16 protein-coding genes and 1 riboswitch are annotated in these 19606 nt (G+C 58.5%); of the genes, 9 read left to right on the forward strand and 7 right to left on the reverse strand.

Annotated features, from left to right (window positions below):
- Positions 1-100 precede the first annotated feature (100 nt).
- The gene (locus RGV59_RS15240; protein WP_046482595.1) at positions 101-1729 is read left to right on the forward strand and encodes a hybrid sensor histidine kinase/response regulator; all 1629 of its coding nucleotides are present in this window, start codon (positions 101-103) and stop codon (positions 1727-1729) included.
- Positions 1730-1796: 67 nt separating this feature from the next.
- Here RGV59_RS15240 and RGV59_RS15245 read toward each other — a convergent pair whose 3' ends face one another.
- Positions 1797-2084 carry a hypothetical protein gene (locus tag RGV59_RS15245; RefSeq protein ID WP_017846808.1) on the reverse strand — a complete coding sequence of 96 codons (288 nt, stop codon included), beginning with the start codon at positions 2082-2084 and terminating at the stop codon, positions 1797-1799.
- A 356-nt stretch (positions 2085-2440) separates the two neighbouring features.
- Positions 2441-2502: riboswitch (Fluoride riboswitch) on the forward strand.
- Between the two features lie 138 nt (positions 2503-2640).
- On the opposite strand from RGV59_RS15245, the gene crcB reads away from it, so the two are divergent.
- Genes crcB through ppa form a run of 3 tightly spaced genes read left to right on the forward strand, consistent with a single transcriptional unit; the run spans position 2641 to position 3921 of the window.
- A complete protein-coding gene (gene crcB / locus RGV59_RS15250) occupies positions 2641-3024 on the forward strand; it encodes a fluoride efflux transporter CrcB (RefSeq protein WP_017846809.1) in 384 nt (127 codons plus the stop codon).
- Between the two features lie 10 nt (positions 3025-3034).
- Positions 3035-3388 carry a DUF190 domain-containing protein gene (locus RGV59_RS15255; RefSeq protein WP_017846810.1) on the forward strand — a complete coding sequence of 118 codons (354 nt, stop codon included), beginning with the start codon at positions 3035-3037 and terminating at the stop codon, positions 3386-3388.
- Between the two features lie 2 nt (positions 3389-3390).
- Positions 3391-3921, forward strand: a complete 531-nt coding sequence (gene ppa / locus RGV59_RS15260; RefSeq protein ID WP_017846811.1) for an inorganic diphosphatase — start codon at positions 3391-3393, stop codon at positions 3919-3921.
- Positions 3922-4138: 217 nt separating this feature from the next.
- Here the strand turns inward: ppa and RGV59_RS15265 are convergent, their stop codons facing one another.
- From RGV59_RS15265 to RGV59_RS15275, 3 genes are all read right to left on the reverse strand, one after another.
- Positions 4139-4573, reverse strand: a complete 435-nt coding sequence (locus RGV59_RS15265; RefSeq protein WP_126586559.1) for a universal stress protein — start codon at positions 4571-4573, stop codon at positions 4139-4141.
- 67 nt (positions 4574-4640) lie between these two features.
- Positions 4641-7373 carry a cation-transporting P-type ATPase gene (locus RGV59_RS15270; protein ID WP_126586557.1) on the reverse strand — a complete coding sequence of 911 codons (2733 nt, stop codon included), beginning with the start codon at positions 7371-7373 and terminating at the stop codon, positions 4641-4643.
- 886 nt (positions 7374-8259) lie between these two features.
- Positions 8260-9882: an acyl-CoA synthetase gene (locus RGV59_RS15275; protein ID WP_017846813.1), complete on the reverse strand. Its 1623-nt coding sequence runs from the start codon at positions 9880-9882 to the stop codon at positions 8260-8262.
- Positions 9883-10143: 261 nt separating this feature from the next.
- On the opposite strand from RGV59_RS15275, the gene RGV59_RS15280 reads away from it, so the two are divergent.
- Positions 10144-11643, forward strand: coding sequence for an ATP-binding protein (locus tag RGV59_RS15280; RefSeq protein WP_079443187.1), 1500 nt, complete (start codon positions 10144-10146; stop codon positions 11641-11643).
- A gap of 16 nt (positions 11644-11659) precedes the next feature.
- Positions 11660-12295 (forward strand): response regulator transcription factor, encoded by a 636-nt coding sequence (locus RGV59_RS15285; protein WP_017846815.1) that lies wholly within the window; start codon positions 11660-11662, stop codon positions 12293-12295.
- A gap of 6 nt (positions 12296-12301) precedes the next feature.
- Here RGV59_RS15285 and RGV59_RS15290 read toward each other — a convergent pair whose 3' ends face one another.
- Together RGV59_RS15290 and RGV59_RS15295 are read right to left on the reverse strand one after the other, a co-directional pair.
- Complete coding sequence (locus tag RGV59_RS15290; RefSeq protein WP_017846816.1) at positions 12302-12916, reverse strand: TetR/AcrR family transcriptional regulator; 615 nt, start codon at positions 12914-12916, stop codon at positions 12302-12304.
- Positions 12909-13760, reverse strand: coding sequence for a 3-hydroxybutyryl-CoA dehydrogenase (locus RGV59_RS15295; protein WP_017846817.1), 852 nt, complete (start codon positions 13758-13760; stop codon positions 12909-12911). The genes RGV59_RS15290 and RGV59_RS15295 overlap by 8 nt, the downstream gene beginning before the upstream one ends.
- Before the next feature lie 161 nt (positions 13761-13921).
- On the opposite strand from RGV59_RS15295, the gene RGV59_RS15300 reads away from it, so the two are divergent.
- Entirely contained in the window at positions 13922-14968 is a 1047-nt protein-coding gene (locus RGV59_RS15300; RefSeq protein WP_126586555.1) for an AraC family transcriptional regulator, read from the forward strand.
- 1 nt (position 14969) lies between these two features.
- Here the strand turns inward: RGV59_RS15300 and RGV59_RS15305 are convergent, their stop codons facing one another.
- Positions 14970-15989, reverse strand: coding sequence for an AraC family transcriptional regulator (locus RGV59_RS15305; protein WP_104903609.1), 1020 nt, complete (start codon positions 15987-15989; stop codon positions 14970-14972).
- A 259-nt stretch (positions 15990-16248) separates the two neighbouring features.
- Between RGV59_RS15305 and RGV59_RS15310 the strand changes: the two genes are divergently transcribed.
- Both RGV59_RS15310 and RGV59_RS15315 read left to right on the forward strand, forming a co-directional pair.
- The gene (locus RGV59_RS15310; RefSeq protein WP_126586553.1) at positions 16249-18027 is read left to right on the forward strand and encodes an acyl-CoA dehydrogenase; all 1779 of its coding nucleotides are present in this window, start codon (positions 16249-16251) and stop codon (positions 18025-18027) included.
- 43 nt (positions 18028-18070) lie between these two features.
- Positions 18071-19576 (forward strand): acetyl-CoA hydrolase/transferase family protein, encoded by a 1506-nt coding sequence (locus RGV59_RS15315; protein ID WP_126586551.1) that lies wholly within the window; start codon positions 18071-18073, stop codon positions 19574-19576.
- Positions 19577-19606 lie beyond the last annotated feature (30 nt).

The raw sequence follows: 19606 nt of genomic DNA on the forward strand, positions 1-19606 counted from the left end.
CTGAGTCAGTTTTATTTTAGGGACCGTTGTAGCGCCGCGCCGGTTGGTTGCGTGTAGCACCTATCATTTTTACATCGGTTATACCGTAAGGATGCTTCCCATGACGTTCGAGAAGAACACCGAACTTGACCAGGCCAATTTACGCGTCATTGTGTCTGCCTGCGCCATTGGATATATCAGTATGCTGGGCTTTTTGCCCGGGCATAGGGTGGATGCTTATTTGCCCATAATCCTTTATTACTTAGTGTTTCTGTTGGCTTCCATAGGCTTTCGCTTTGTCATTGCTCATTGGCCTGGGCACTACCCGGCACGGCGAATATTAGGGATGGTTCACGATTACACCGGGACCTCATTCGGTCTGGTAGTCGGCGCAGAAGCTGCGTTACCGCTTTATGCGGTGATGGTCTGGGTCAACCTGGGCAACGGTATGCGCTATGGTTCGCGCTACCTTGCAATTGCGACTGGATTGGCGTTACTGGCATTGTTGATTGTCTACTGGTTGACGCCTTCGTGGCAGGCGCAGCCATTCATGGTGCTGATGCTGATGATCACCAGCACGGTGATACCGGTTTATGCCCACCTCTTGTTGGAACGTACTCGTAAAGCTTCGGAAGAAGCCGTTGCCGCTAATCTGGAGAAATCGCGGTTCCTGGCCCAGGCCAGCCATGACTTGCGCCAACCGATCCATTCTATTGGTCTATTCACCGCATGCCTGCGCGAAGCATGCTTGGGCGATGAAGAGCGACGTTTGGTGGACAGTATCGACCGCTCGCTACTCAATGTATCGCAACTCTTTCGCTCGATTCTCGATCTCTACACGTTGGACAATAGCCGTGTGCTACCCAAGTATCAGACCTTGCACCTGGGGGACTTCCTGGCCGATCTTGTGCGCCAGAATGTCGAGGCTGCGCGCTGGGCGGGTGTTGAGTTGCATCTGCGGCCTTCCTCCCATTGGGTCCGGGCAGACCCTGCACTTCTCACAACGATGGTTCAAAATATACTTTCCAATTGCTTCAAATACGGTGCCCAGCGGCCTGTACTGATCGGTGTGCGTAAGTGCGGTGATGGGCTTGCGATCGTGGTTCACGATCAGGGGCAGGGGATTGAAAAGGAACACCTGCCAAAAGTATTCGAAGAGTTTTATCGCGTCCGTCGTGAGCGAGACAAGGACGTTGAAGGTGTCGGACTGGGCCTTTCCATCGTCAGGCGTCTGGGGCAGTTGATGGCTCTTGACGTTGCTATCCGCTCGCGGTTGGGTCATGGGACATCAGTCTGCTTGTCTGGTTTCCCCCTTGCGACGCCGCCACGAAACCTCAGCCTTCAGGAAGACGTTCACCAGGCAGGGCTGTTGACAGGATTGAAAGTCTGTCTGGTGGAGGATGATCACAACGTGTTACTGGCCACTCAGGCGCTGCTGCAGCGTTGGGGGTGTACGGTACAAGCGGAATTGACTGGGCTGAACCTCTCCAGTGATTGTGATGTCATCGTCGCTGACTATGACTTGGGCAACCACGCCACTGGCATCGAGTGCATAGACCATCTACGCCAACAGCGTGGTTGGGCGGTGCCGGCGTTGATTCTCAGCGGGCATGATATAGAGACGATCCAGCAGCAGTTGCGGGAACGTCAGATCGCCATCCTTTCCAAACCCGTCCGCCCAACCGAGTTGCGGGCTACATTGAGAGAGCTCGGTCAGAAACCACTGAATGCACGAACTACTGAACAGTAGGTCTAGCCAGTCGAGTTCTCCTCTTGTTGGGGGGAGGGGGGCGGCACAAGGAGGGATGTTTACGTAATTATTGTTTGGTGCACTGGGCGCCCAGCCCCATGCCCATGGAGCCGAGGGCAACCCCAGGGCCGCTCGGGAGTTCACATGCGTATTCCCCGGTGGCGGTTTTAGCTGTGAAGTAGGTGGTGTTGAAATCACTTCGTACGTTTGAGATGTTGGTAATTGGCTTGCCGATAGTATTTTGTGCTCGACTCTTAAGGTCGTTCTCTGTTGGCTTGATGACCTGGCAGCCGGTTAGACCGACAACCAATGTGGCGAGTACAGTGAGGGCAGTAACTGTGTAAGACAACTTCATATGAACCTTCTTATATATATGTTGAGTGTTTCGAGGGTTTCCCGGCAGCGACCGGTCCTTTATTTGCAGTATTGAAAGCCGCAGGGCAGTCCTGTAGGCCGACTTGCAAAGCGTTTCAATGTTGTTAAGCCAGGCCCACAACACGCGGTTGCTTCCGAGTCGGACCGGTTTGAATGCTGGAAAAGGTTAGTGTTAAGCGAAGGTGGTGGCAATTAGGGCGAATGGGCTAATGGCTATTTGCTATCCGAGTAAACTGCGGCAGCTCTAATTCACTCTGTTGTAGAAGCTCTTGGTTTAGATCTATCTCGCGGACCGCATGCAGCTGCTCTTGATGTCATTGGCGCTGATGCTATAGGATCAAAACAGGAGATGGCATTCCTCCTTTAACTGCCTTCGTGCTAATGATGCCTACGTGAACCCTGGACAGGGGACGTAGGTGCGTCTCCCTGTCCTCCAATCTAGGACAGGCTATGATCTTACCCTTCAAGTTTCCCTTTTCTTTCAGCGCGAGCCGCTTGCCATTTAGTCCACTCAGGTCTGATGAGGAGGACTCTCCATGCTGAAGTCATTAATCGTCATTGCCGTGGGTGCTTCACTTGGAGCCTGGTTGCGTTGGCTATTGGGGATGAAGCTGAATGCCCTATTCCCTACGATTCCTCCAGGCACTGTGGTCGCGAACATGGTTGGGGGTTACATCATCGGTTTGGCCATAGCCTTCTTGGCCGCATCTCCTACCCTTAGTCCAGAGTGGCGTCTTCTGATCATCACGGGTTTCTGTGGCGGGCTTACCACCTTTTCTACATTTTCAGCCGAAACGGTTGCCTTGATTCAGGAAGGCAGGCTGCTCTGGGCGCTCGGCTCAATTTCATTGCACGTCTTAGGTTCGTTGGCGATGACCGCTGCCGGGCTTCTGTCCTACCAAATGATTGGTACTCGCTGAGGAGATAGAAATGAAAGGCTATATGGTCGTTTTCTTCACCCAACAAAACCGTCGTTATCAGGGAAAAATGCTAGGCGAATGGATAGTCGACGTGGCTAAAGAAATGGGGTTACGCGGCGCCACGCTCTGCACTGGAATCGAAGGGTTTGGGCACACCGGGAAACTGCATTCATCACATTTTTTTGAGCTGGCGGATCAGCCCACGGAGATTCGCTTGGCAATCACGGAAGATGAGGCCGAACGATTGTTCAAACGACTGGACTCTGAGGAAATATCGGTGTTTTTCACGAAGACGCCAATCGAGATGGGCACTCTTGGAAAAACGCCTTCCCGTTCAGCCCCTTCCACAACTTCGGAGCTATGAACATGAGCTACGCGGACATCCCAGCAGGGAACGCCATTCCCGATGACTTCTTCACCGTTATCGAGATTCCTGCAAACCACTTGCCGATCAAGTATGAGGTGGACAAGCCAAGCGGACAGATCTTCGTTGACCGCTTCCTGAGTACGCCGATGTTCTATCCTGCCAACTATGGGTTCATTCCAAATACGTTGAGCGATGACGGCGATCCTTTGGACGTTCTGGTGATTTGCCCTTACCCGGTATCGCCTGGTGTTGTCATTCGTAGTCGCCCGGTTGGTGTGATGTACATGACGGACGAGGCCGGAGCTGATGCCAAAGTGATCGCTGTGCCTCATGACAAACTGAGTTCTATGTACAGCGACGTGAAAGAGTGTTCAGACCTTCCCGCGCTACTACTCGCACAGATTCAGCATTTCTTCGAAAACTACAAAACATTGGAACCGGGTAAGTGGGTGAAGATGGGCCGTTGGGGAAGCGCAGATGAGGCGCGGGAAGAGATTCGCAAGTCGGTAGCTGCGTATACCCCCAAGTAGGTTTCACTCCAGATTGAATTCATCAGCCGGGAGTAGGAACTGAGGGGCAAGTGATTTGCCTCTCAGTCGTTCGGAACATCAAATGTCGAGGGAACCACACGCATGGAAAAGTGGATGGCTTATGTTGCGCATGACTCAACTCAATCAAAGCCTTTCCAGAGCATCGACCTTTGATCACCCACTTATGGGGTCGTGCTATCAAGCATTTGACGATCTCCTATTTGACTAAGGTGATTGGTATATCTGAGAGCTGAATCACCTTTGCCGCGACAGAGCCCAGAAAAATCCCTGCAAGAAAGCCATTGCCATGTGAGCCTAGGATGATGCTGTCACATCCTAAAGAGTGTGAGCACGCCACGATTTGGCTTGCTGCATCGCCTTGTAACGTATGAAGTGTAAATGCAATCCCTTCCTGCTTCAGAAGCCCCCCAGCTTTTTGTGAGTCCTCAGTACTTTTATCACCGTAGTAACGATCAACCTCATTCTCGCCCATGTCGTGGGCAATTCGAGTTGGTAAAAGTGGCTGCACATTCACCAGATGCACCTCAACACTACCGCCCAGTAATCCGCCATCTTGGATCAGCGCAATAAGGTAACGCACCGCGCGCTCTGAATGCTCGGAACCATCGACAGCTACAAGTATTTTATGCATTTTCTAAATCCTCTTTCAGTGGCATGAAGATGCTTGGCGTTAGGGGATTGCCAGCTTGCAATCAGTTTTACTCGGACAGGCGGATTCGAATCTGTTTTTCAATCTCGATGATCGCAAAGAGCGCAACACCAACGCCGATGATCAGGAGGCCATCAAGGAAGGGGATCGCTTCTGTGGCAAACACCTTTTGCAGAGGTGGCGCGTAGGTAATGGCGAACTGGGCCAAGGTCACCACTGCGACGATCATCCACACGACCTTGGTGCCACGAATGCCCTTCCAGGAAAGCGATGTGCTGTAGAGATTACGAATGAAGAACAGATGGAATATTTCCATCACGACTAGCGTATTCACCGCGATGGTTCGGGCCAACTCCACGGAGTAGCCACGGTCGAGCGCATACGAAAAAATGCCGTAAACACCACAGAGGAACAGAATAGAAACAAGCACCATATGCCAAACCAACGCACCGCTTATGAGTGGCTCCTTGCGCGAACGAGGTGGTCTGCGCATGGTGTTCTCTTCGGTGGGCTCGAATGCCAATGCGATGCCGAGCGTTACTGCGGTTATGAGATTAATCCATAGAATCTGTATCGCCGTGACCGGCAGTGTAAGACCGAGCAGCAGGGCCACAATGATAGTCATGGTCTCCCCCGCGTTGGTCGGCAGCGTCCAGCTCAGCACTTTCTTGATGTTGTCGTAGACTGTCCGCCCTTCGCGCACTGCCGCCACGATGGATGCGAAGTTGTCGTCGGCCAGCACCAGGTCTGCGGCTTCCTTGGCGGCTTCACTGCCTTTTCCTCCCATGGCGATACCCGCATCGGCACGCTTCAGCGCGGGGGCATCGTTCACGCCATCGCCGGTCATGGCCACTGTCATGCCATTGGATTGCAGCAGCATTACCAGCCTGAGCTTATGTTCAGGGCTGGTGCGCGCAAAAATATTGACGTGCTTTACCGCCTCCTTCAGAGCGGCATCGTTCATGGCGTCTAGGTCTACGCCGGTCAACACACTGTCGGGATTTTGCAGGCCAATCTGCCGACCGATAGCGGCTGCGGTACCGCCGTGATCGCCAGTGATCATTTTTACGACAATGCCTGCTGCTTGGCATTGTTGAACTGCTTTTATCGTCTCGGGTCTAGGCGGGTCAATCAGTCCGACCATGCCCAGCAGGGTTAACCTTCCTTGTACGTCCCCAAACTCCAACACGGTGTGCTCGGGAGGAACTGATCTAACTGCAAATGCCAATACACGTTGCCCCTTGGCAGCAATGGCGTTTGCCTGTTCGTGCCAGTAGTCCGCATTGAGCGGTTCAGTCCCGCCAGCGTTTACGAGCTGCTGTGTGCTCATGGCCAGTATTTGCTCTGGCGCGCCCTTCACATAGATAGAGGCATGTCGATCATGGTTGTGATGCAGGGTCGCCATGAAGCGGTGTTTCGCGTCAAACGGAATGGCATCGGTGCGGGGCCAGGCCTGATGATCTTCATCGCTATCAATACCGGTCTTTCCGGAAAATGCCAGCAAGGCCCCCTCCATCGGGTCACCCTCTACCTTCCATAAATCGTCATGCAGGCGCAGCACCGCATCGTTGCACAGGCCAGCTGCTCGCCCCAGTTCTGCCAACGCAGGGTGAGTTGATATGTCGACTGGCTGATCTGAAAGACTGATGCTTCCCGCTGGCTGATAACCAGCGCCCTCGACCGTGAAGATGAGATCGCTCGTGACGACCGATGCCACCATCATTTCGTTGCGGGTGAGTGTCCCGGTCTTGTCAGTACAGATGACGGATACCGAGCCGAGCGTCTCGATGGCAGGCAGGCGACGCACGATGGCGTTGCGGCGAGCCATTGCCCGAACGCCGACAGCCAGCGTGATGGTGAGGACGGCGGGCAGCCCTTCAGGTATCGCCGCTACCGACATCCCCACCACGACCATGAAGATCTCGGTGAACTCGTAGTGCCCAACATAATGGCCAAATACGAGCAAAAGGCCGCCGACTAACAAGATCAATATCGTCAGCCAACGGGCAAACACGTTCATTTGCTGCACCAGCGGGGTGGTCAGCGTTTCTACACCTGCAAGTAGAGTGCTGATGCGTCCGATTTCAGCTGCTGCTGCGGTCGCAACGACAACCCCTGTTGCTTGCCCGCAAGTTACGAGGGTGCCGCTGAATGCCATGCATGTACGATCACCCAGGGCGGCTTCAAGCCCCACAGGTTCGGTATGTTTTTCTACTGGTATGGATTCACCGGTAAGAATGGCTTCTTGAATCTGTAGTCTGTTTGCGTGCAGCAGACGTAAATCAGCAGGGACTTTGTCTCCCGCCTCCAGCAATACGATATCGCCCGGTACCAGTTCCTCACCCACAACACTTAAGCGTTCGCCTGCGCGAATCACGGCGGCGTGCGGTGCCAGCATCTGCCGGATAGCATCCATGGCTTTTTCCGCTTTGCCTTCCTGGACGTAGCCAATGATTGCGTTTGCAATGACCACAGCCAGAATCACTACCGTATCCCACAGATGTTGCAGCATCGCGGTAATCGCAGCGGATCCTAGAAGCACATAAATCAGAATGTTGTGAAATTGCAGCATGAATCGCAGCCACGCGGGTCGCCGTGCTATTTCTGGCAAACGATTGAAACCAGTGCGGTCAAGCCGGGCTTGAACTTCGGCGGCCTCCAGCCCGACATGCTCATTAACCTCAAGCAGGTTCGTCACCTCCTTTGCAGGCAAGGAGTGCCAGGCCACAGAATGCGGGGAGATTGGTGTTTGCTCAGCTGCTGCATCGACCACCTGCGTCATCAATAATCATCTCCTGTGCACACAGCTCGACTGAAACGGGCTGAGGTGGTCATGAGCGAGCGTAATAGTTTTCCGCTCTTACATCCTATCTTCCATCTAACTGACAGGAACTATAGATGTAACGCAAACAACAGGTTGGCAATCATTGATATAAATCAAATTATTAGTGCCAAGTAGTGTATCAAAATGTTTTGCTGGAAAATTTAGATTTTCAGATTTTCATATAGTGGTGCAGACACCCAAACATAGCTCGTAGCAAAAACGGATAAATATAAATACTACTGCTGATTTTTGCAAAAACTCAGTTTATTCAGTATATGGCATGCGGCTTCTGCAATATTTATATTTTGCCTTGTTAAACCTCGCATATTGGTGCGCCCAATTTAAGTCCATCCATCGGTTAGGACTATTTAGTCGTCACTAATGTCAGGCAAATGGCTCGGAGCTGGGACTGGGTGGTCGTTCGCGGAATCACCTCCGCCTTGGCCCTTGATACACCCCAAAAACAATTCCAGAATTGAGTCTTTTACTATTTAAGGGGGGAAATAGAACCCTTAAATTTCAATGGGTCGGACACCAGATGCGAGTCTCGTTTCCCGCTCCAATTTTTGATTCGCAGTGTCCATCGGGCCTGGGAGTCAGCGAAAAAAAGACGCTTCGGCGTCTTTTTTCGTTTCTGCGATAAATCAAATATTGCATCTGCTGAGGGTGGCTTGAGCGCTTCGGGCTATCCGACACACCTCAACCGCGCCTGCACAAAAAACAATGCCCTCCATAGAGGAGGGCATCGGTTGAGGTTGGCGGCATCAATCCCGTCAGCTAGCGTCCATGCCGTTCAATCGGACACGAGCGTGTGCGCGCAACGTTCGGGCTTGATGGAAACGGCCTAGAGCTTTTTCGCCATGTCGCGCAGCATGAACTTCTGGATCTTGCCTGTCGACGTCTTCGGCAGCTGTGTGAACACCACCGTGCGTGGCACCTTGAAGCCCGCCAGGTGTTCGCGACAGAAGCTGATGATGTCGGCTTCGCGGACGTTCTGGTGGTCGGCCTTGAGGGTGACGAAGGCGCACGGCGTTTCACCCCATTTTTCATCGGGGCGGGCGACGACCGCGGCTTCGAGGATTGCCGGGTGGCGGTACAGCACCCCTTCGAGTTCGATGGTGGAGATGTTCTCGCCGCCGGAGATGATGATGTCCTTGAGCCGGTCGCGGATTTCGACATAGCCGTCAGGATGGGTCACCGCCAGGTCGCCGGTGTGGAACCAGCCGCCTTCGAACGCTTCGGCGGTTGCCGTCGGGTTCTTCAGATAGCCTTTCATCACCGTGTTGCCCCGCATGAAAATCTCACCGATGGTGTGGCCATCATGGGGGGTGGGTTCGAGGGTTTTCGGGTCGGCGACCATCACGCCTTCCAGGGTCGGGTAGCGCACACCCTGGCGCGCCTTGATCTGGGCGCGTTCTTCCAGGGGCAACTCATCCCATTCCGAGTGCCAGGCGCACAGGGTCACCGGGCCGTACACTTCGGTCAGGCCGTAGACGTGGATCACCTTGATGCCCATTTCTTCCACGGCGCCGATCACCTTGGCGGGTGGCGCCGCGCCGGCGACCATCGCGTTCACCGGGTGGTCTATGGCCGCCTTGGCCGAGTCGGGCATGTTCACCAGGGCGTTGAGCACGATTGGCGCGCCACACAAGTGGGTGACCTGATGCTCGCGGATCAGGTTGAGGATTCTCTGTGGGTCGACGCGGCGCAGGAACACATGGACCCCGGCCAAGGCCGTGATGATCCACGGGTAGCACCAACCGTTGCAGTGGAACATCGGCAGCGTCCACAGGTACACCGGGTGGTTGCCGATCGCCCAGATCATTTGGTTGCCCAGGGAGTTCAGGTAGGCCCCGCGGTGGTGGTAGACCACGCCCTTGGGGTTGCCGGTCGTGCCCGAGGTGTAGTTCAGCGAGATGGCTTGCCATTCGTCTGCAGGCCACTGCCAGGCGAAATCCGGATCGCCTTCGGCGAGAAACGCCTCGTAGTCCAGGTCGCTGACCGGCTGGCCTTCGCCGTATTCCGGGTCGTCGACGTCGATGACCAGCGGCGGATGGTCAAGCATGCCGATGGCCGCGTGCACCACATCGTGGAACTCACGGTCGGCGATCAGTACCTTGGCTTCGCCATGCGCGAGCATGAAGGCGATGGCCTCGGCATCCAGGCGCACGTTGAGGGCATTGAGTACCGCGCCAATCATCGGCACGCCAAAATGCGCTTCGAGCATGGCCGGGATGTTGGGCAGCATGACGGCCACGGTGTCGTTTTTGCCGATCCCGCGACCGGCCAGGGCCGAGGCCAGGCGCCGGCAACGGCTGTAGGTTTGCGCCCAGGTGGCGCGTATTGATCCGTGGATCACGGCAGGGTAATCGGGATAAACGCTGGCAGTGCGTTCAATGAAGCTTAAAGGCGAAAGAGCAATGTGATTAACGCTGGTCGGCTCGAGGCCTTGGTCGAAAATGGACATGGTGCGGATACCCGGTGGCTGATTATTAGCTCTATTGTTCGAGACGCTGGTAACGGCAGTTAAGCTGACGGTGCCGGCCTTGAGGCTTTATCGTTGGCACGCCGGTCCCTGCGGGAAAAGCTCAATGACTTCTCCGGCGGCTTTTATATACTGTCCGCGCAGATATATGGAAGTACTACCTGTGTTGTATAGTATATGTACTATATCTTGATGAAACGCTTCCGCTGACCTCGACGTTCCCCTCCCTGTATAGGCTCTATGATGATCGGCAACTCCGTGCGCTTGACAGGCGGTTCGCCGCTGCTCAGGCATGACCCGCAGCCGAGTCTGCTGCTCGATGCCCAGGCTCGGCCGCTGGAGTTCAACGCCGCGCTGCTGGCGTTGCTTGAGCAGTTGTCCCCGGTCGATTGTATGAGCCTGTTGCCGATCAATTGCTTGCCGCTGGTGCAGGCGTGCCTGGGGCAGCAGCGGGCGATCGAAAACGTCGAGGCACAGTTCGCCGAGCGCATTCTGGTGTGGACGTTCATTCCCGACCCGGGTGAAAACCGCGTGCTGGCGCGCTGCCGGGAAGCCAGCGCGCAGATTGTCGCCGAGCGCGAATCCACCAAGGCGCGGCGCCTGTATCGGCTGATCATCGAAAACACCACCGACCTGATTTCCCGGCACACCCCGGATGGCGCTTTTCTCGACGCTTCACCGGCTTCCTGGGCCTTGCTGGGCTATTGGCCGGGGGAATTGCGCGGGACTCGGGCACAGCGCCTGTTCCATCGGCAGGGCTTGGCGGGGTTGGTGCGGCGCGCCCGGGAGGGCCTGGAGCAGGACGGTTATTACACCATGACCTATCGCATCCGCCATCGCCAGGGCCATTACCTGTGGTTCGAAACCGCCTGCCGGGCGATCCGCGAGACCTACACCGGCGCGGTGGTGGAGGTGGTCAGCGTGTCCCGCGACATCACTGCCAGGGTCCAGGCCGAGGAAACCACCCTGACCGAACGCGAGCTGCGCGAGGCCCAGCAACGCCATCATCAGGACGAACTGGCGCACACCGCGCGCGTGGTGACCCTGGGTGAACTGGCATCGGGTATCGCCCATGAAATGAATCAGCCACTGGCGGCGGTGGTCAATTACGCCAACGCCAGCCAGCGTTATCTGGCCGCAATGGGCAGCGATTCGCCGGCGGCCGAACGGGTGGCTCAAGGCCTGGAGCGGATCTCGGTGCATGCCAATCACGCCGCGCAAGTGATCAAGCGCTTGCGTGCGTTTCTGCGCAAGGGGCGCCGCCGCATGGAGGCGCTGAACCCCGGCGAGGTCGCCCGCGAAGCGGTGCGCCTGTGTGCCTGGGAGGCCAGCGATTGTCAGGTGACGATCGAGGATCGCCTGCCGGATAATCTGCCGCTGATTTACGCCGACCGGGTGTTGCTGGAACAGGTGCTGCTGAACCTGCTGCGCAATGCCATCGAGGCGAATCGCGAAGCCCATCCCGGCCAGCCCTCGCTCATCGTCATGAGTGCCTTGGCGCAGCGTGACGGGTGGGTGCAGATCGACGTGAGCGATCAGGGCCCCGGTGTCTCGCCGGCGCAGTTGGAACAGATATTCACGCCGTTCTATACCAGCAAGGCCAATGGCCTGGGCCTGGGCTTGTCCATGAGCCGCAGCATTATCGAAGGCTTCGGTGGCGAGTTGCAGGCCGAACCGATGCCGGTCGGGCTGCAAATGTGCTGCCGCTTGCCCACGCTCGCGCAGAGCGGCGCTCCACAATAAGAAGAGGAATCAAGCGATGGTGAGCGTGACGGAACAGGTGGTGTATGTGGTGGATGACGACCAGGGGATGCTCGACTCGACCGTCTGGTTGCTGGAGTCGGTGGGCCTCAAGGCGCTGCCGTTTACCAGTGGCCGCGAGTTTCTCGACGCCTGCGACAGCCGCCTCAACGCCTGTGTGCTGCTGGATGTACGCATGCCGGGCATGGGCGGCCTGAATGTGCAGGAGCACATGCGCAGCCGTGATTTGCACCTGCCGGTGATTTTCGTCAGCGGCCACGCCGATGTGCCGATTGTGGTCCGCGCGTTCAAGGCCGGGGCGCATGACTTTATCGAGAAGCCCTACAACGAACAGTTGCTGCTGGACAGTGTCCTGCAGGCCCTGAGCAAGGCCGATCATCGCCAGAGCCTCGGTGAAGGGCCGGCGCGGGTACAGGCGCGGCTGCAGCAACTCACGCCACGCGAGCGCGATGTATTGCTGCCGTTGGTGCAGGGTTATACCAACCGCGAAATCGCCGAGCAGTTGGGCGTCAGCGTCAAGACCATCGATCTGTATCGCGCGCGGGTCATGAAGCGCATGGCGGCCAGCCATTTGCCGGAGCTGGTGGGGATGGCGATTGCCGCCGGCCTGGTGGACCCCCTGCAATTGCGCTGATAGGCCTCAGGCCACGGCAATCTGCAGGCTCGGCCGGTCGCTGGCCCTTGTTGCCAGCACGCGCTCGATGGCGCCGGTCAGCAGGTTTTCCAGTAACTCGGTGCGTTCGGCATCATCCAGCGCCTGCCCGGCCAGCCAGCTCGGCGCATTGTTCAGCAGCGTGGCGATCGCGTGGCCGGCCGCTTGCAGGGCGTGGACACTCAGCCGCCGCGGTCGCCCGAGCATTTGCAGCAGTCGGCGCTCGTATTGTTCGCGCAACTGCCGGACCCGCAGTTGCTGGTCTTCCGTGAGGCAGCCGCAATCACGCTCCACCAGGCGGAAGTGCCATGGCATCTCTCGATGCAAATTCAGGTGGGCGTGGATCAGCCGTTGCAGGTTGTCCTGGCGTGAGCGCGGCCGTTGCTCGACGCGCCCCAGGGTGGTCAGCAGTTCTTCGTAGAACTCTTCGATCCAATCCAGCAGCAGGTGCTGCTTGCTGGGGTAGTGGTGGTACAGCGAGCCTGGGGTCAACCCCAGGCTGCTGGCCAGCTCGCGCATGCCGACTTGACCGAAGCCTTTACTGGCGAGCAACTCCAGGGCCTTGTTGCGGTGTTCGCACAAGCGCGAGCGATACTCAGCCATAGGTATGGAAGCCGCGCCCGGTCTTGCGCCCCAGGTAACCGGCGGCCACCATTTCCTTGAGCAGCGGCGCGCTGCGGTATTTGCTGTCCTGGAAGCCCTCGTAGAACGCTTCGAGGATCGCCAGCAAGGTGTCCAGGCCGATCAGGTCGGCCAGGGCCAGCGGGCCGATCGGCTGGTTGCAGCCCAGGCACATGCCGGCGTCGATGTCTTCGGCGCTGGCCAGGCCTTCCTGGAACACCAGGATCGCTTCGTTGATCATCGGCACCAGAATCCGGTTGACCACGAAACCCGGGCGGTTGCCGGCGGTGATCGCAGTCTTGCCCAGGTGCTGCGCCAGCTCGATGGCCTGGGCGTGGGTCGTGTCGCTGGTCTGCAGGCCACGGATCACTTCGATCAGGCCCATCACCGGCACCGGGTTGAAAAAATGCAGGCCGATAAAGCGCTCCGGGGCGTTAACCCCGGCCGCCAGTTCGGTGATGGACAGCGAAGACGTATTGGAGGCAATCACGCATTGCTCATCGACGTGAGCGGCGATCTGTTGCAGCACGCGCCGCTTCAGTTCGAGGTTTTCCGTGGCGGCCTCGATGACCCATTGGGCATTCGCCAGGCTGGCGTAGTCGGTGCTGGTGCGGATCTTGCCCAGCGCCGTATGCTTCTGGGGTTCGCTGAGGATGCCCTTGCTGACTTGGCGATCGAGGTTCTTGCCTACGGTGGCCAGGGCTTTTTCCAGGGCGCCGGCGGAAATGTCCAGCAAGGTCACGTTGATGCCGGCCACGGCGCAGATCTGGGCGATGCCGTTACCCATGGTGCCCGCGCCGATCACGCCGATATTCTGCAGATTCATCGTCAGTCTCTCTTCAATTGTGCGCTGCCGTCGCACGGCAGACATGCCTTGCAATACGGTCCATTGGGCGAGAGTCTAGGGCCCGACAATGTGGCGGCCTATGCCGAAACCTGTCAGTTGTATTGGCGTTTCTTACCATGTGTCCGCTACAGGAACTCAGAATGATGCCCACCCGGGAAAAGGATTCGGTTGCCGTCTACTTCGTGCAGGTCATGATCCATGCACTGCGCGATCAGCCCGAGCGGCTCGCCGCGGTGCTGTGCGAAGCGGGCATCGCGCCAGCGTTGCTGACCCAGCCCGAGGCCCGGGTGCCGGCCAGCGCGTTTGCGGCGTTATGGCTGATTCAGATTCGGGAGTTGAACGACGAGTTCTTCCGCCTGGACTCCCACGGCATGCCGCCGGGCAGTTTCGCCCTGATCTGCCGTGGCCTGATCCAGGAACCGAACCTGGGCAAGGCGCTCACCCAGTGCCTGGCCAGTTTCGCCCTGTTCCTGCGCGATTTTCGCGGCAGCCTCAGCGTGCATGGCAAGCGCGCGGTACTCAGCCTGCAAGTCGGCGGCGGCGATGAGGACACCCGGCGTTACGGTGAGGAAACCTTCCTGGTGCTGATGATCAGCCTGCTGTGCTGGCTGGGCGGACGCCGTGTGCCCATCGATCGCGCCGACTTTCGCCATGTGCGTGCGCCGCTCAGCGACGATCAATTGCTGTGGGGCTACAACCTGACGTTTGGCGCGGCCCGCACCGAAATCGAGTTCGCCAGCAGCTACCTGCGTCTGGCCGTGGTGCAGGACCTGGCGTCGCTCAAGGTGTTTCTGCGCAGCGCGCCGCAATGGCTGGTGATCCGCTTTCGCAACCAGGACGGCATGGCGACCCAGGTCTACCAACGCCTGCGTGGCAGCCACTACAGCCAGTGGCCGGCGCTGGAGGATCTGGCCGTGGATTTGCACATGAGCCCCAGCACCTTGCGCCGCCGATTGGAGCGCGAAGGTTGCTCGTTTCAGGAGATCAAGGACGAAGTGCGCCGCAGCCTGGCGCTGGAACTGCTCTGCCAGACGCGCGCCAGCATCGGTGAAATCGCCGCGCAATGCGGTTTTCAGGAACCCAGCGCATTCCATCGCGCGTTCAAGAAGTGGACCGGCGAAAGCCCGGGGCGTTACCGCGAGCGGGTCCAGGGCAAAGTGTCGCGGCCTGCGCGCCTGGACGCCTGAGTCATTTTCGGTTGAGCGCCGCGTCGCGGTAAGTCCTGGGTAACTCGCCGGTCCATTGGCGAAAGGCCCGGGTGAACGCCGAAGGGTCCGAGAAACCCAGCTGTTGCGAGGTCTGGTTGATCGACATCGACGTCTGGCTCAAGTAATGAATGGCCATGTCGCGGCGTACCCCGTCCTTGAGTTTCTGGAACTTGCTGCCTTCGGCCAGCAGCTTGCGCCGCAGCGTTCTTTCCGTCAGGTGCAGCTCACTGGCGGTGCTTTGGATGGTGGCCTTGGCGAGATCGCCGACGTTCTCCAGGTGGTCCAGCACCCGCCGCGTGTAAACCGGGTAATAGGCGGGGCGGGTGAACCAGTCCACCGGTGCGCGCTGCAGGTGGTAGGCCAGGGTTTCCGCGGTTTGTACCAGCGGCGCGGTGAGCATCCGGGCGTCGAACACCAGGCAGGTCTCAGGTTGGTCAAAATGCGTGGGGCACGGAAACATCAAGCGGTATTCCGCTGAATGGGCAGGCTCGGGATGGTCGAACGTCACCCGCTTGAGCGTGATCCGCTGGCCGATCAGCCAACTGGGGAAACGATGCCAGAGCAAGAGTAAAAAACCCCTCAACAGGTAACCGGGGTCCAGGCTCGGGTCGCTCAAGGTCATGGAAAACATGGCCTCATCACCGACGACTTTCAGCTCCAGGTGCAGGGAGTCGTTCATCACGTTGTAGAAATGGCTGAGCTTGTAATACACCGAATGCAGGTTGTGCGAGTGGATCACTTGCTTGGCCATTATCGCGAAGCAGCCCTTCGGGCAGCGCTGTGAACCTGCGCCGAAAAACTCATCATCACTCAACCGCCACACGGCCTGCATCAAGCGACTGAACTGGTCGGGGGTGATGCGCAGGTGCAGGTTGTCCAGGCGCTTGCGGCTGATGCCGGCTTCCTTGAGCAATACCTCTTCGTCCAGCGCGAGGCGGCGCGCAGCCGTCATCAGGATGTGGGCGAAGTACATGGAGATGGAATAACGCTCGATGCCCATCGTTCAGGAGTCCGGCAGCAGGGGAGGTTAGTTTAGCCAAAAGTGACTGTCCGTTTATGTCTGTTTTTCGACTGATTTGGTAATTGCCACGCGGGGCTGGATCGGAGGAAGCTGAATAGAGCTTTGCGCTGCTGGCTTCGTCCCTGCTTGCTACCGACCCGGGTTTTTAAGGTAATGGCCGTTTTGGTCAATTACCCGGCATGGGGTAGCGGGCGAAGGGTGTAGCGGCCTGTCTAATGAGTGAATGAGGAAAGTAACAATGAGTGGTTATGCCCATCCGTACCGCGACACCGAATTCGTGCTGGAGGAACTGGTCGGATTTGAGCAGTTGTGCGCGAGCGCCCAGCTTCAGGATGTCAACAGCGAGTTGGTCAGCGCCATCTTGAGCGAGGCAGGCCGCTTGGGCTCCGGCGTGCTGGCGCCGCTCAACCGGGTCGGTGATACCCAAGGTACGCACCTGGGGGAACAGGGTGTGCAAGAGGCACCGGGTTTTGCCGAGGCGTATCGGCAATTCCAGGAAGGCGGCTGGCCCTCGTTGACCGCTGCGGAGCAACACGGCGGGCAGAACCTGCCGAACGTGATCGGCACGGCCGTCAATGAGATCTGGCACTCAGCCAATATGGCGTTCGCCTTGTGCCCCATGTTGACCCAGGGCGCCATCGAAGCCATCGCCCATCACGGCTCGGCCGAACTGCAAGGCGCCTACCTGGAAAAACTGGTGAGCGGCGAGTGGACCGGGACGATGAACCTGACCGAGCCGGATGCCGGCTCCGATCTGGCGGCCATCAAGAGCCGCGCCGTGCCCCAGGGCGACCACTATCTGATCACCGGGCAGAAGATTTTCATCACCTGGGGCGATCACCAGATGACCGACAACGTCGTGCATTTGGTCCTGGCACGCTTGCCGGATGCGCCGGCGGGCGTCAAAGGCATTTCGCTGTTCGTGGTGCCCAAGTTCCTGCTCGATGCCCAGGGCCAGCCGGGTGTGCGCAACCGCGTGCAGTGCATCTCCCTGGAACACAAACTGGGCATTCATGGCAGCCCGACCTGCGTGATGAATTTCGGCGATCCCGAAGGGGCCGTCGGTTATCTGCTTGGCGAGCCGCACATGGGCCTGGCCTGCATGTTCACCATGATGAACCACGCCCGCCAGAGTGTCGGCCTGCAGGGGCTGTCGATTGCCGAGCGCGCTTACCAGCAGGCCCGTCAATACGCCAAGGACCGTCTGCAGGGCACGCGCAAGGATGGCAGCCGTTTCTCGATCATCCACTTTCCCGATGTGCGCCGGATGCTGTTGCAGATGAAAGCGTCCATCGAAGCGATGCGCGCGTTGTCGCTGGTGGCCGCCGCCGAAGTCGACCGTGCCGCGCATGCGCCCACGCCGGAACTGGCGCGCCATCACCAGGGGCGGGTCGATGTGTTTACCCCGATCGTCAAAGGCTGGCTGACCGAACTGGCCCAGGAAGTCACCTCCCTCGGCGTGCAAATCCACGGCGGCATGGGCTTCATCGAAGAGACCGGCGCGGCGCAGCACTATCGCGATGCGCGCATCCTGACCATTTATGAAGGCACCACCGGCATTCAGGCGCTCGACCTGGTGGGGCGCAAGACCCTGCTGAACCAAGGCGCGTTACTGAACAGCCTGCTCGAGGAAATGGATGAAACCGTCGAGCAACTGCGTCACATCGATGCCCTCGACTATCAGGCCGTGGCACTGGCCGCTGCGCTCGGCGCCGGGCGCGAGGCCTTGTCGCGGTTACTCGACAACGCCAAGCACGATGCGGATTGGGCCGGCAGTGTCAGCGTCAACTTCCTGATGCTCTTCGGCTACCTGTCGGGCGGCTGGCTCATGGCGCGTTCTGCCCTGCAGGCGCATGCGCAGTTGGAAGCCGGCACGGGCGATGCGGCCTTCCTCAAGGCCAAGGGCGTCAGCGCACGCTTCTACGCGGAGCAATTGTTGCCGCGGGTACACGCATTGTTGGCGGCGGTCAGCGCTGGGAGCGCGAGCATCATGGCGTTGGATGAAGAACAGTTCTGACAGCGCGTTGGTTTTTGTGCCTAACTTTTTTGAGGTTCACCCCATGCATCACCAGCGCATCCGCCTGGATTCCTTGCACGAAAAAATCATGAGCGCGGCGCAGGCCGCCGCGTTCATTCAAGACGGCATGACCGTGGGCATGAGTGGTTTCGGTGGCGCAGGGGACGCCAAGGCCGTGCCGCTGGCGCTCATCGAACGAGCGCGGCAGGATCCGCTCAAGATCAACCTGATCACCGGCGCGAGCCTCGGTCGTGGCCTGGATGGGCAGATGGCCGAGGCCGGGCTGCTGGCGCGGCGCATGCCGTTTCAAGGCGACCCGGTGCTGCGCAAGGCGATCAACGAAGGCCGTGTGGTGTTTATCGACCAGCACCTGAGCGAAGTGGTCGAACAACTGCGTGACGGCAGCCTGCCCAATCCGGATATTGCGGTGATTGAAGCGGTGGCGATCACTGAGCAGGGCCATATCGTGCCGACGTCTTCGGTCGGCAATTCGGCCAGTTTCGCCCAGACGGCACGGCAGGTCATCGTTGAGCTGAACCTGGCCAGCAGCCCCTATTTCGAAGGGATGCACGATATTTTCCTGCCCCACGGGCGCCCTGGCCGCGGGCCGATTCCGCTCATCCGCGCGGATGATCGCATCGGCACCCAGGCCATCGAAATTGACCCTGCCAAGATCGTCGCCATCGTGCTCTGCGACACGCCGGAATCTGCGATTCCGATGCTGCCGCCCGATCATGAAACCCAGGCGATTGCCGACCATCTGGTGGCTTTTTTCGAACAGGAAGTGGAGCACAAACGCTTGGGCAGAAGCCTGGCGCCGTTGCAGGTCGGCGTCGGCTCCATTGCCAACGCCGTCATGTGCGGGCTGATCGATGCGCCGTTCACCGACCTGGTGCAGTACTCGGAGGTGTTGCAGGATTCGACCTTCGAATTGCTCGACGCGGGCAAGCTGAAGTTTGCCTCCGGCTGTTCGATTACCTTGTCCGGCCCCTGCGGCCAGCGGGTGTTCGGCAACCTGGGAAAATACGCCGACCGCCTGGTGTTGCGGCCCCAGGAAATCTCCAATCACCCGGAAGTGATTCGACGCTTAGGCGTGATTGCCATCAACACCGCGCTGGAGTTCGACCTGTACGGAAACGTCAATTCCACCCACGTTTGTGGCACGCAGATCATGAATGGCATCGGCGGTTCGGGAGATTTCGCCCGCAATGCGCTGCTGTCGATTTTCGTGACCAAGTCGATCGCCAAGGACGGTGCGATTTCCCGCGTGGTGCCGATGGTCAGCCATGTCGACCACACCGAGCATGACGTCGATATCCTGGTGACTGAGCAAGGGCTGGCCGACCTGCGCGGCCTGGCGCCGAAAGAACGGGCCGAGTTGATCATCAACCACTGCGTACACCCGGATTATCGCGAGGCGTTGCGCAGCTACTTCAAGGCCGCGTGCGCCAAAGGTGGGCATACGCCGCATGTGTTGAGCAAGGCCTTGAGCTGGCACATCAACCTGCAGGAAACCGGTTCGATGCAGGCGGCCGCCGTCAGCGTCTAGGGTGTCTGCGCCAACTGAAAAAAGCCCGCC

The organism is Pseudomonas sp. FG1 (assembly GCF_034313875.1).
GTDB lineage: Bacteria > Pseudomonadota > Gammaproteobacteria > Pseudomonadales > Pseudomonadaceae > Aquipseudomonas > Aquipseudomonas veronii.